13 protein-coding genes are annotated in these 12,713 nt (G+C 64.7%); 7 read left to right on the top strand and 6 right to left on the bottom strand.

Features of this window, described 5'->3' with window-relative positions:
- Positions 1–25: 25 nt before the first annotated feature.
- A complete protein-coding gene (locus ENHY17A_RS09765; protein ID WP_159712281.1) occupies positions 26–325 on the bottom strand; it encodes a DUF3297 family protein in 300 nt (99 codons plus the stop codon).
- Between the two features lie 111 nt (positions 326–436).
- Positions 437–796, bottom strand: a complete 360-nt coding sequence (locus ENHY17A_RS09760) for a hypothetical protein (RefSeq protein ID WP_159712279.1) — start codon at positions 794–796, stop codon at positions 437–439.
- Between the two features lie 267 nt (positions 797–1,063).
- Here ENHY17A_RS09760 and ENHY17A_RS09755 point away from each other — a divergent pair, with 267 nt between their 5' ends.
- Both ENHY17A_RS09755 and ENHY17A_RS09750 read left to right on the top strand, forming a co-directional pair.
- The gene (locus ENHY17A_RS09755; protein ID WP_159712277.1) at positions 1,064–1,465 is read left to right on the top strand and encodes an EVE domain-containing protein; all 402 of its coding nucleotides are present in this window, start codon (positions 1,064–1,066) and stop codon (positions 1,463–1,465) included.
- 173 nt (positions 1,466–1,638) lie between these two features.
- Entirely contained in the window at positions 1,639–2,127 is a 489-nt protein-coding gene (locus ENHY17A_RS09750) for a methylated-DNA--[protein]-cysteine S-methyltransferase (RefSeq protein ID WP_159712275.1), read from the top strand.
- Positions 2,128–2,427: 300 nt separating this feature from the next.
- Here ENHY17A_RS09750 and typA read toward each other — a convergent pair whose 3' ends face one another.
- Positions 2,428–4,266: a translational GTPase TypA gene (gene typA, locus ENHY17A_RS09745; protein WP_159712273.1), complete on the bottom strand. Its 1,839-nt coding sequence runs from the start codon at positions 4,264–4,266 to the stop codon at positions 2,428–2,430.
- A 171-nt stretch (positions 4,267–4,437) separates the two neighbouring features.
- On the opposite strand from typA, the gene ENHY17A_RS09740 reads away from it, so the two are divergent.
- From ENHY17A_RS09740 to ENHY17A_RS09730, 3 genes are all read left to right on the top strand, one after another.
- Positions 4,438–5,013, top strand: a complete 576-nt coding sequence (locus ENHY17A_RS09740) for a cytochrome b (protein WP_159712271.1) — start codon at positions 4,438–4,440, stop codon at positions 5,011–5,013.
- A gap of 121 nt (positions 5,014–5,134) precedes the next feature.
- A complete protein-coding gene (locus tag ENHY17A_RS09735) occupies positions 5,135–6,349 on the top strand; it encodes a toxic anion resistance protein (RefSeq protein WP_159712269.1) in 1,215 nt (404 codons plus the stop codon).
- A gap of 9 nt (positions 6,350–6,358) precedes the next feature.
- A complete protein-coding gene (locus ENHY17A_RS09730; protein ID WP_159712267.1) occupies positions 6,359–7,075 on the top strand; it encodes a hypothetical protein in 717 nt (238 codons plus the stop codon).
- Positions 7,076–7,197: 122 nt separating this feature from the next.
- Here ENHY17A_RS09730 and ENHY17A_RS09725 read toward each other — a convergent pair whose 3' ends face one another.
- The 3 genes from ENHY17A_RS09725 to ubiA form a co-directional block, all read right to left on the bottom strand.
- A complete protein-coding gene (locus ENHY17A_RS09725) occupies positions 7,198–7,983 on the bottom strand; it encodes a 3'(2'),5'-bisphosphate nucleotidase CysQ (RefSeq protein WP_159712265.1) in 786 nt (261 codons plus the stop codon).
- Positions 7,976–9,310: a TldD/PmbA family protein gene (locus ENHY17A_RS09720; RefSeq protein ID WP_159712263.1), complete on the bottom strand. Its 1,335-nt coding sequence runs from the start codon at positions 9,308–9,310 to the stop codon at positions 7,976–7,978. Before ENHY17A_RS09720 ends, ENHY17A_RS09725 begins: the two co-directional genes overlap by 8 nt.
- Before the next feature lie 284 nt (positions 9,311–9,594).
- Positions 9,595–10,512, bottom strand: a complete 918-nt coding sequence (gene ubiA / locus ENHY17A_RS09715; RefSeq protein WP_159712261.1) for a 4-hydroxybenzoate octaprenyltransferase — start codon at positions 10,510–10,512, stop codon at positions 9,595–9,597.
- A gap of 217 nt (positions 10,513–10,729) precedes the next feature.
- Between ubiA and ENHY17A_RS09710 the strand changes: the two genes are divergently transcribed.
- Both ENHY17A_RS09710 and ENHY17A_RS09705 read left to right on the top strand, forming a co-directional pair.
- Positions 10,730–11,812 carry an oxidoreductase gene (locus tag ENHY17A_RS09710; protein WP_159712259.1) on the top strand — a complete coding sequence of 361 codons (1,083 nt, stop codon included), beginning with the start codon at positions 10,730–10,732 and terminating at the stop codon, positions 11,810–11,812.
- 26 nt (positions 11,813–11,838) lie between these two features.
- The gene (locus ENHY17A_RS09705) at positions 11,839–12,582 is read left to right on the top strand and encodes a 16S rRNA (uracil(1498)-N(3))-methyltransferase (protein WP_159712257.1); all 744 of its coding nucleotides are present in this window, start codon (positions 11,839–11,841) and stop codon (positions 12,580–12,582) included.
- Positions 12,583–12,713 lie beyond the last annotated feature (131 nt).

Here is a 12,713-nt window from a genome sequence, read left to right as displayed (position 1 = left end):
CGCTGGAAGCTGAGCGGCGTCGCGGTCACTTGTCCGTCTGCTCGCCTTCTTCGGTAGCGGCTTCGGTAGCGGCGTCTTCGCCACCCTCGGCATCGCGGTACCAGGCGCTGGTTTCGCCCGACAGCTTGATGGTCAGAGGCTGGCCGTGGCGGTCGACTTTCTTGCCAAGCGCGACGCAGATCCAGCCTTCGGACATCGAATATTCCTCGACGTCGTTACGCTCTGCGCCTTTGAAGTTGATGCCGACGCCGCGTTCGAGGGCGGACTGGTCGAAATGCGGGCTGCGCGGGTTGATCGACAGCCGGTCGGGGGGAGTATCGCTCATCCCAGCGCCTCTGACGCAAATCGGGCGCGATTTCCAGAGCCGACATGAAAAACGGCGCGGCTCCGTTTGGGGAACCGCGCCGTCAGTGGCGTGTGCCAGCCTGCCGGGAGCTTATCGGCAGTGACGCACGCGAACATAGCGACGGGCATAGCCATCCCAAACGCGCTGGGTGCGGCACTGCTGTCGGTAATTGTAGCGCGGCTGGTAATAATTGTAGCGGGGCGCGTAATCGTAGCGCGGGCCGCGGTCGTAATAGCGGCGATCGTCATAATAACGGTCGTTATTGCTCGACGCGATGGCGGCGCCGATCGCCAGCCCGGCGATGCCCGCCACGATGGCGGTCCCGGCATCGCTGCCGCGGTCGTAACGGTCGTAATGGCGATAACGCTGCGCTTCGGCCGGTGCCGCGACGGTGAGCGACGTGGCGGCGAGTGCGACGCCGAGCCCAACCTTAGTCAGTACGGTGTTCATGACAAACCTCCTCATTAATCCAGCGCCGCAAAAGCTTTCGCGTGACGCGAGTCGTGCGCTTGAGGGTTAAATTACGCGCCAGCGGCTGAACGATTGCGGAATTGGGCGTTTAGCTGGGGTTCAGTTGGATATTCTTGCCCCGCCCCCGTTTGTTTCGAGCGTAGTCGAGAAACGTGGTTCGCACGCTTGTGGACGTTTCTCGACTTCGCTCGAAACAAACGGATATGGGGAGCGGATGAGTTGCGCTTTCCAACGGAGATTTCACCTATGGCCTATTGGCTGATGCGGTCCGAACCCGATGTCTATGGCTGGGACCATCTGGTCGCGGACAAGGGCACCGAATGGGATGGGGTGCGCAACTATACCGCGCGCAATTTCCTGAAGGACATGAAAGTGGGCGATCTGTCGATCTTCTACCATTCGAACAAGGAAAAGGCTGCCGTCGGCGTAATGGAGATCACCCGCGCGTGGCAGCCCGATGGCGAGGACGGCAAATGGGCCAGCGTCCGGGTGGAGCCGCGCGAGAAACTCGCCAATCCGGTGCCGCTGTCCGACATCAAGGCGGAGAAGCGGCTGGAAAAGCTGGAAATGGTCCGCCAGTCGCGGCTGTCGGTGACGCCGGTGCGCGACGAGGAGTGGGCGGTGCTGATGGAAATGGCGAAAGGTTGAGCGCAAGCGGCGGGATGCGTGGCGCATCGATTTGAGTCAATGCGCTACCCCTCCCCCGTTCGTGCTGAGCCTGTCGAAGCACTGTCCTTTCTTGCCCAGCCAAGAACGACAGCATTTCGACAAGCTCAATCCGAACGGATTAGGGGGTGTGTCCAAATTCGAAAGTTCGGTCCATGTCGCTATCCAGCACTCACATCCCCTCCCCAGTGGGCGAACTCACGCTTGTTGCGAGCGATGCGGGGCTGGTCGCGGTGTTGTGGGAGCATGACGATTTCGACCGGGTGAGGCTGGGCGCGATGGTCGAGGCCGACGATCATCCGGTATTGGTCGCCGCTGCCGCGCAACTCGGCGAGTATTTCGCAGGCAAGCGCACCGCGTTCGACCTAGCGCTCGATTTTCGGGGCACCGATTTTCAGAAACACGTGTGGGCCGCGCTACTGACCATCCCATTCGGCGAGACGAGAAGCTACGGCGAAATTGCACGCCAGATCGGCCAGCCGACCGCATCGCGCGCAGTGGGCGCGGCGAACGGGCGTAATCCGATCTCGATCATTGCCCCCTGCCACAGGGTGATCGGGTCGAATGGTTCGCTGACGGGCTTTGCGGGTGGGATCGAGGCGAAACGGCTGTTGCTGAGATTGGAAAACCCGACGCTGGTTTGATCACCCCGCCACCGCGGACTTGTTTCGGGTCCACCTAGCGGCCAAACGCAATGCTAAAGTGTGAACGATGCGCGAGCGGCTTAGTGGACCCCGGAACAAGTCCGGGGTGACGGGGTGTGTGGTCCGGTGATGCGCATAAGGAGAAGGGCCGCCGATTGCTCGGCAGCCCTGAGTTTCTTTTCTCGTTTAGCATTCCACGCCGCGGCGAAGCCGCGTCGTCGGTCGGGGCTTTTGGCCCCGCCGGCCGGGCCGGGCTAGTGCGCGTGCGGGCAGCTTTGCTGCCCGCGTCGCCGCCCGTCCTTACGCCGCAGCCTTCGCGCGGCTCGCGCGCTTGCGCTCGTTCGGATCGAGGAAGCGTTTGCGCAGCCGGATCGTCTTTGGCGTGACTTCGACCATTTCGTCGTCGTCGATATAGGCGATGGCCTGTTCCAGCGTCATCTTCTTGGGCGGGGTCAGGCGGATCGCGTCGTCCTTGCCTCCGCTCGCGCGAAAGTTGGTCAGCTGCTTCGCCTTCATCGGATTGACCTCCAGGTCATCCGTCTTGGCGTTCTCACCGATGATCATGCCTTCGTACAGCGTTTCGCCATGCCCAACGAACAGGATGCCGCGTTCCTCGAGCGGACCCAGCGCATAGCCTTGCGCTTCGCCTGCGCCGTTCGAGATCAGCACGCCGTTTTTGCGGCCATCGATATTGCCCTTGTGCGGACCGTATTTCTCGAACAGCCGGTTCATGATCCCGGTGCCGCGCGTGTCGGACAGGAATTCGCCGTGATAGCCGATCATCCCGCGCGACGGTGCGCTGAACGTGATGCGCGTCTTGCCACCACCCGACGGACGCATGTCGGTCATTTCCGCCTTACGCAGGTTCATCTTTTCGACGACCGTGCCCGAATGTTCTTCGTCCACGTCGATGATGACGGTTTCGTACGGCTCGGTCTTCTTGCCGTTCTCGTCTTCGCCGAACAGCACGCGCGGGCGGCTGATGCCGAGTTCGAAGCCTTCGCGGCGCATCGTTTCGATCAGAACGCCGAGCTGAAGCTCGCCGCGGCCTGCGACTTCGTAGCTGTCGCGGTCCGATGCTTCGGTCACCTTGATCGCGACGTTCGATTCGGCTTCGCGGAACAGGCGGTCGCGGATCATGCGGCTGGTGACCTTCGACCCTTCACGCCCCGCCATCGGCGAATCGTTCACGGCAAAGCGCATCGACAGCGTCGGCGGATCGATCGGCTGCGCGTGCAGCGGCTCGCTGACCGATGTATCGGCGATGGTGTTCGACACGGTTGCGACCGCAAGGCCCGCCATCGAGATGATGTCGCCCGCCCGCGCTTCCTCGACCGGAACACGCTCTAGTCCGCGGAACGCCAGGATTTTCGACGCACGGCCGGTTTCGACGATCTTGCCGTCATTATCGAGCGCGTGGATCGGCTGGTTGAGCTTCACCACGCCCGAATTGACGCGACCCGTCAGGATGCGGCCCAGGAAGTTGTCGCGGTCGAGCAGCGTCACCAGGAAGGTGAAGGGCGCATCCTCATTCAGCTTTGGCGGCGGGACGTGGCTAACGATCGTCTCGAACATCGGGATCAGCGTGCCTTCGCGCGCATCCATGTCGGTCGAGGCATAGCCGTTGCGACCCGAGGCATAGAGCACGGGGAAATCGAGCTGTTCGTCGGAGGCTTCGAGGCTGACGAACAGGTCGAACACTTCGTCCAACACTTCCTGAATGCGCGCGTCGGAGCGGTCGACCTTGTTGACCACCACGATCGGACGCAGGCCCAGCGCCAGCGCCTTGCCGGTCACGAACTTGGTCTGCGGCATCGCGCCTTCGGCCGAATCGACCAGCAGGATCACGCCATCGACCATCGACAAGATGCGTTCCACTTCACCGCCGAAATCGGCGTGACCGGGGGTATCGACGATGTTGATGCGAACCGGTTCGCCGCCCTCGGGTGCCCAGTCGACCGAAGTCGGCTTTGCAAGGATGGTGATGCCGCGTTCCTTTTCGAGGTCGTTCGAATCCATCGCGCGTTCCTCGACGCGCTGATTGTCGCGGAACGTGCCCGATTGGCGAAAGAGCTGATCGACGAGCGTGGTCTTGCCGTGATCGACGTGGGCGATGATCGCCACGTTGCGAAGGTTCATTACATTTTCCCGGGAATAGGTGTTCGGGCGGGCGCATAGCGCAATTGCTGCGAACGCGAAAGGGGGGACGGCGTGGCATGAGGCGCTACGCCTCACGTGCCGTCCAGCTTTGAGATATGTGTGTCGTTCGGCGGTGAATGCGCTAACGTCATGGCGATTGGGAGTTTCGACATGAACCAGCCGTCTGGGTCGATCGCACTGCGATACAATAACGTCGCCGTTGCGCTGCACTGGCTGATCGCCGCGCTGGTCATCGCGCAAATCTATGTCGGCTGGACCTTTGGCGACATGGATCGCGGTCCGGGCAGAACCCTGTGGTTCGACTGGCACAAGGCGCTGGGCTTCACGATCCTGGCGCTCAGCATCCTGCGGCTCGTGTGGCGGCTGATGAATCCGCCGCCGCCCTTCCCCGACGCGATGCCGGCATGGGAGCGCATGGCGGCGCGGATCAGTCATCTGCTCTTCTATGTCGTGCTGCTCGGCCTGCCGCTGACGGGCTGGGCCTATCTGTCGACGGGCAGCGGCGCGGCAGAAACCGGGGCAATGACGCTTTTCGGGATCGACAACTGGCCGATCATTCCCGGCCTGCCCCGCGCCGCGCATGACGGGTTCGAGGAAGCGCACGAAATCCTGGTCAAAATCACTTATGCCATGATCATCCTCCACGTCGGCGCGGCGCTGAAGCACCAGTTCATCGACAAACGGCGCGAATTGAACCGGATGCCACCCCTGCGCGGGCGTGAATAGCCGCAACGCGGAGACATCCGGCCGTGGCAGACAGGCGTGCGGGTGTATTATTTTGACGACACACTTGAACCCGCGCGCCAACCTCTGCATCTAGAATGCTCGACAAAAAGGGCTGAGACGCATGGCGACGACCACCACGACCGCAACGGAAGAACCCGTCATCAAGCTCGACGCGCCCGAGCCGGTGCCCGTCGTCGCGGCGGAAAAAGCGATGGGGCTGGTGCCCGTCGATGCCGAGAAGAAGTCGAAGCTTGAGGAAAAGGTCGACGGCTTCATCACCGATCTGGTCGCGCAGGACGTGAACTCGCCCGAATTCGGCAAGCGCGTCGATCAGATCACGGCGATGGGTCAAAAGGAAATCCGCGACGCGGCGGGCCAGTCGAACCGCTTCCTCGACCGACCCGTCAAGGCGATGGACAAGGATTCGAGCGTCGGCACCGACCTGGCCGAACTGCGCCGCACGATCGAGGATCTCGATCCCGGCAAGCAAGGCAATCTGATGCAGCCCAAGAAGCTGTTCGGGATCATCCCGTTCGGCAACAAGCTGCGTAATTATTTCGACGGGTATAAATCCGCGCAAGGCCACATCGCCTCGATCCTGAAACGGCTGCAATCCGGCAAGGACGAGCTGCTGATGGATAATGCCGCGATCGACGTCGAGCGGCAGAATCTGTGGGCCGCCATGGGTCGGCTGGAACAGATGATCCACATCTCCAAGACGATGGATCAGCGGCTGGAAGACAAGGCCGCCGAGCTCGATCACAGCGACCCAGCAAAAGCCAAGGCGATCCGTGAGACTGCGCTATTCTATGCCCGCCAGCGGACGCAGGATCTGCTGACCCAGATGGCGGTGACCGTGCAGGGCTATCTGGCGCTCGATCTGGTCAAGAAGAACAATGTCGAGCTGGTGAAAGGCGTCGATCGCGCGTCCACCACCACGGTCGGCGCGCTGCGCACCGCAGTGACGGTGGCGCAGGCGCTGGGCGCGCAGAAGCTGGTGCTGGAACAGATCACCGCGCTCAACACCACCACCGCCAACATGATCGACTCGACGGGCAAATTGCTCAAGACGCAGACGGCGACGATCCACGAGCAGGCGGCATCGTCGACCATTCCTGTGGAGACGCTGCAGCGCGCGTTCCAGAATGTCTATGACACGATGGATGCGATCGACACGTTCAAGCTGAAGGCGCTCGACAGCATGAAGACCACGGTCAACACGCTGTCGTCCGAGGTCGAGAAGTCGCGCGGCTATATCGCGCGTGCTGAGGGCGCGTCGCAGAACCGGGTGTCGGGGCCGGCCACCAACGATGCATTCAAGCTGGAGGCGCTGTAAGGTTCCGTGATGAGCGAAGTCGATCAGACGATTGCGCGGGCGCAAGGGACGCTCGACCGGATGCGCGAGCGCAGCGGCGAGCGCGCGCACCGATCGCGCAAGCGGCGCCAGCAACAGATCGGCAAGCGCATCGTGCGGATCGCGATCGCGGACACCGCGATCATCGTCGCGGCGATCGTCATCGGCTGGATCGTGCCGCTGGGGATGTTCGGCGCGCTGGCAGTAATGGCGGCGCTGATCGCGGCGACGTTGTTCTTCGCGATCTTTCCGGTGGAGGCTGAGGTCCAACCCGAAAAATTCCACGAAACCCCGCTAAAGGCGTTGCCGCGCCAGACCGAAAGCTGGCTTGAGCGTCAGCGCCCGGCGCTCCCCGCGCCCGCCGCCAATCTGATCGATTCGATCGGGGTGCGGCTGGACACGTTGGGGCTACAGATCGCCAATCTCGACGAGCGCGAGCCCGCGGCCGCCGAAATCCGCAAGCTGGTGGGCGAGGAACTGCCCGAACTCATCAATGGCTATAAGCGCGTGCCCGAACCCCTGCGCCGCGTCGATCGCCACGGAGTAACCCCCGATGCGCAACTGGTGCAGGGACTGAAGCTGATCGAGGAAGAGATCGGCCAGATGACGGCGCAACTGGCGCAGGGCGATCTGGACCTGCTCGCGACGCGCGGGCGGTATCTGCAGATCCGCTATCGCGGCGATGACGAGATTGGTGGGCCGGCATAAAACCCGGTTGTCACCCCAGACTTGTTCCGGGGTCCACCGGGCGGCAGGCAAACCGCCACTATCGATGCGCTGCGCAAGCGGCTTAGTGGACCCCGGAACAAGTCCGGGGTGACGAGATGGGCTTAACGCCGCCCCAACGCCGCGACCGCCCGATCCCGCAGCCGCATGACCGCCGCCTCGTGTATGCCGGGCGCCGTCGCCAGCACCCCGAATGCCTGCCCGCGCGGGGTGTTGAAGCGCAGCGGCTTGCCCAACGCGTCCGACACCACGGCGCCGGCTTCGCACGCGATCAGCGCGGCGGCGGCGATGTCCCATTCATTGCCCCATCGGATGGTCGCGAGCAGATCGGCCTCGCCCGCCGCTACCATCGCGATGCGCAAGGCGATCGAGTTGGGTTTGAACACCGTCACCATGTCGCGATCCGAACGCGGTAGCGCGTCCGCGGGCGTGCGCGCACCGGCAAGGGTCACAAGCGCGCTCGCCTTGAGCGCCACGCCGCCGCGCCATGCCCCCTGCCCCGCAATCGCGCTCCAATGCTCGTCGCGCGCGGGCGCATCGAGCACCGCGATCACGGGCTTTCCCCGTTCGACGAGCGCGATCGACACCGCCCAGCCCTCGCGTCCGCGCAGATAGTCGCGGGTGCCGTCGATCGGATCGACCACCCAGATCCGCTCATGCGCAAGGCGGCGTTCGTTATCGACCGTCTCTTCCGACAGCCAGCCCGCGTCGGGAACCAGCGCGCTTAGCCGATGGTGCAACAGGTCGTTGACCGCCAGATCGACTTCGCAAACGAAGTTATTGGGCGACTTCTCCCACTTCTCGACTTCGGTCCGGAATTTGGCGAGCGCCAACTGCCCACCCTCGCGTGCAATGTCGCCGACCGCCAGGGCGAGCCCTGGATCAATCACCGGCCACCGTCATGCCGTCCACGCGGATCGTCGGCACATTGGTCGCATAGCGGAACGCCAGGTCATTGGCGGGCGTCATTTCCAGGAACATCGCCTTCAGATTGCCCGCCAGCGTGATCCCCGCAATTGGACGCGTCAATTCGCCGCCCTCGATCAGAAAACCCGATGCGCCGCGGCTGTAATCGCCGGTCACCGGATTGACGCCCTGCCCGATCAGCCCGGTGATATAGACGCCGTGGTCGACGCCGCCGATCAGCGTCGCGGGCGGCTCCGTACCCGGCGCCATATAAAGGTTCGATCCCGTGGTCCCACCCCCGCCCGATGCATGGCCGGTCGGCGTCATCCCCAATTGCCGCGCCGACGCGCTGTCGAGCATCCACGTCTCGAGCATTCCGTGATCGACCAGCACGGTAGGCGATACCGGCAGGCCCTCGCCATCAAAGGGTCGCGAGCCGAGGCCGCGCGGGCGGTGCGGATCGTCGTGGATCGACACCCCCCGCGCGAATATCTGCTTGCCGAGCATGTCCTGAAGGAAGCTCGTCTTGCGCGCAATCCGGCTGCCCGAAATCGCACCAATCAGCGCGCCGAGCAAATGCCCGCCGACGCGCGGGTCGAACACGATGGGCATCGCGCCTGATGCCACCCGCGCCGGGTTCAGCCGCGCGACCGCGCGTTCGCCCGCGATGCGGCCAATCTCGTCGGCATCCTCCAGCGCATCGAAATGCCGCGCCGAATGCCAGGCATAGTCGCGCTGCATTGCGTCGCCGGTGCCCGCCAACACGCTAGCCGAAATCGAATAGCCGCTGGCCGAGGTCGCGCCTGCAAAGCCATGACTGGTGGCAAGCGCAGAGACGCCGCGCCGGGCGGACGCCTCGCCGCCTTCGCTGTTGGTGACGCCCGCGACCGATCGCGCCGCATCTTCCGCCGCCAGCGCCAGATCGCGCAAATGCTGCGGATCGGGATCGGCATGATCGTCAAGGTCGAGGTCGGGGGCTGCGCCCTTCATCAGGCGCTCGGCCGGGGCGAGGCCCGCCCATTTGTCCTCGGGCGCGGCGCGCGCCATCGCCACCGCACGCGCGGCGGAATCGGCCATTGCCGCGGGGGAGAAGTCGGACGTGTTGATGCTCGCCGATCGCTGGCCGACGAATACCCGCAGGGACAGGTCGGCATCTTCCGACCGGCCGACATCCTCAAGCTTGCCCAGCCGCACCGACACGCCAAGCGACGCGCCGTCCGAAAAGCGCGCATCGGCGGCATCGGCCCCGGCCTTCATCGCGGCGTCCACCGCCGCTTGCGCCCGATCGAGCGCCTGTTCGACTGTCTGCATCGCTGCCACTTAGGAAGCCGGGGGGCGGCGATCCAGTCATGTCGGTCTGGAAGACGAAAATTGGTTCACGCAAAGGCGCAAAGGCGCGAAGGAAATCCGGGTTCGCGCGGAGACGCCGAGATGTCATTCCCGCCGCGCATCGGCATTGAATCGTCACCGGCTTGCCGAATGTTCGCTAACGCGCGAAGATCAAATCTCTCTCTGCGCGTCATCTGCGCCTCTGCGCGAACCCCTTTTACCTTTTTCTCTTCGCGCCTTTGCGCCTTCGCGTGAACATCTTTCTTCTAAGCCGTCGCCACCACGAAACACGCCGCGAACATCAGGAAGCCGAGATCGCGGTTCGAGCGGAACCGTCCAAGCGCATTGCCGCCATCGTCCACGTCCAGTGTCGCGACCTGCCAGCCGAGATGCAGCGCGGTCGGGGCGAGCGTCAGCAGCGCCAGCCAGTCGGGCCGCACGCTCCAGATCGCCCCTGCCCAAAACAGGATCGCCGCGAGGTAAAACACCGCGACCCCCGGCTTCACCTTCGCCCCCAACGCAATTGCCGAGGAGCGCACCCCGACCAGCGCATCGTCCTCGCGGTCTTGCAGCGCATAGATGGTGTCATACCCGATCACCCAAGCGATGCAGCCCGCATAGAGCAGCATCATGGGAAGGACGATCACCTCTCCCCACCCGGCCCAGCCGGTCACCGCCGCCCAGCCGGTGGGCGCGGCCCAGGAAAAGACGAGGCCCAGCCACGCCTGCGGCCACCAGGTGATGCGCTTCATGAACGGATAGGCGGCGACCAGCGCCAGGCTGCCCAATGCGATGACCCCGGCGATCATGTTGAGCTGGACCAGCACGACCAGCCCGATCAGGCAGAGGAACACCAGCCACACCCACGCCGCCTTCAGAGACACCGCCCCGCTTGCCAGCGGTCGGCTGGCGGTGCGTGCGACCTGCTTGTCGAGATCGCGGTCGACGATGTCGTTATAAACGCAGCCCGCGCCGCGCATCGCGATCGCCCCGAGCAGAAACCAAGCGATCAGATCCCACCGCTCGACCGCGCCACCGGCCAGCGCGATTCCCCAGGCGCCAGGCCAGAACAACAGCCACCAGCCGATCGGCCGATCGAACCGCGCGAGCAGGGCGAAGGCGCGCAGCGTCGGCGGCAGGCGACCGACCAGGCCGCGATGTTCGGTGTCGGGGACGATTTCCATGGGCGTGCTGCTGCCACAGCGGGGGGCGGCAAGGACAGGGATTTTTGCGGATTAATGCCAGATTTGGCGTTCTGGCAATCCTCCGCCGGGCCTCCTAAACCCCGACCCACACACCCCGTTCGTTTCGAGCGAAGTCGAGAAACGCTCGCGCGCGCTTCGGTCACGTTTCTCGACTTCGCTCGAAACGAACGGAGATTGACCATTTCGGAGATTAGGCATGCCCCCTGCCCCCCTTCGCATCGGGATTGTCGGTTTCGGCTTTGCCGCGCAGACGTTCCACGTCCCGCTGATCCGTCCGGTTGATGGGCTCCAGATCGTCGCGGTCGCATCCTCGGATGCAGCCAAGGTCGCGACGGTCCTGCCCGATGCGCGCGTCCATGCCGCGCCCCATGATCTGATCGCCGACGACATCGACCTGGTCGTCATCGCTTCTCCCAACGAAACCCACGCGCCGGTCGCGCGGGCGGCGCTGAACGCGGGCAAGCATGTCGTGATCGACAAGCCGTTCACGGTCACGCTGGACGAAGCGCGCGAACTGATCGCGCTTGCCGAGAAACGCGCCCTGCTGCTCAGCGTGTTCCACAACCGCCGCTACGACAGCGATTTCCTGTCGGTGACGCGGGCAATCCGCGAAGGTCGGATCGGGGTGCCGAGGCATTTCGAATCGCATTTCGACCGGTTCCGTCCGGAAGTCCGCGACCGCTGGCGCGAAAAGGCCGTAGCAGGCGGCGGCATCTGGTTCGATCTCGGCCCACATCTGGTCGATCAGGCTTTGTGCCTGTTCGGACTTCCCGACGCAGTGAGCGGCGATCTCGCGGTACAGCGTGCAGGCGGCCAGATCGACGATTGGGCGCATGTCGTTTTGCATTTCGGCGAGGTGCGCGCGGTGCTACACGCATCGATGCTGGTCGCTGGCGGCAGCAACCGGTTCACCGTCCACGGCGACGCCGGATCGCTGGTCAAGGCGCGGATCGACCAGCAAGAGGCGCAACTGCTCAGCGGCGTCGCGCCCGGCAGTGATGCGTGGGGCGTCGATGACGACCCGCTGGTGGTGATCGACGGCGACGGCGTGGCGCGGAACGAAGCTGCCGAACGTGGTGACCAGACGCGCTATTACGCAGGCGTGCGCGACGCGATCCTTGGCCGGGCGCCCAACCCCGTCGCCCCTGTAGAGGCGCTGGCGGTGATGGCGGTGATCGAGGCGGCGGCGCGATCGGCGCGCGAGGGCCGCGTGGTCGCGCTCTCGCTGACCGATGGCGAGCGTGCGGCCTATGCGGCGGCGCGCCAGCACTCGACTTGAGCGCGGGCGCGCGGCAGATGGGGGCGATGATCGCTACCCCCGCTTGGCCGCCGCAATCGACCCCGCGTTTGTTCGTCGACACGCCGCTCAGCGCGGGTGCGATGCTGCGGCTGGATGGCCCGCACGCGCATTATCTCGGCTCGGTGATGCGGATGAAGTCCGGCGATCCGGTCAAATTGTTCGACGACGTGTCGGGCGAATGGCTCGCCGTCGCGCGCGACGTCGGCAAACGGGCGATGGATGTCGAAGTGACCGATTTGCTGCGCCCGCGCGAAGCCGTGCCCGACCTGTGGCTGTGCGCCGCCCCCATCAAAAAGGCGCGGATCGACTGGGTGATCGAAAAGGCGTGCGAGCTGGGCGTCGATCGGATCATCCCCGTCTTCACCCGCCGCGCGGTGGTCGATCGCCTCAACCTCGACCGGCTGCGCGCGCATGCGATCGAGGCGGCCGAGCAATGCGGCCGCACCGCGCTGCCTCAGCTGGCCGAGCCGGTGAAGCTGGCAGCGTTGCTGCGCGACTGGCCGAGCGAGCGGGCCTTGTTCTTTGCCGACGAGACCGGCGGCGTGAACGCGCTGGCGGCAATGCGCGCGCATTCCGGTCCGGCAGCGATCCTAGTCGGCCCTGAAGGCGGCTTCGATGCAGAGGAGCGCGAGGCGATCCGCGCGTTGCCCCAAGCGGTCGGCATTGCGCTGGGCCCGCGGATACTGCGCGCGGAGACGGCGGCAGTGGCGGCGGTGGGATTGTGGATGGCCGCATCCGGGGATTGGTGAATTGTCTTTCCTCCCCATTCATGGGGAGGTGGCAGCACGAAGTGCTGACGGAGGGGGCGCGCATCTGAACGCGGCGTTGGTGGCCCGCCCCCTCCACCACCGCTTTGCGGCGGTCCCCCTCCCCGTGCCGG

Source organism: Sphingomonas sp. AX6 (assembly GCF_902506605.1).
Classification (GTDB): Bacteria; Pseudomonadota; Alphaproteobacteria; order Sphingomonadales; family Sphingomonadaceae; genus Sphingomonas.
This window is presented reverse-complemented; position numbering and strand designations above follow the sequence as displayed.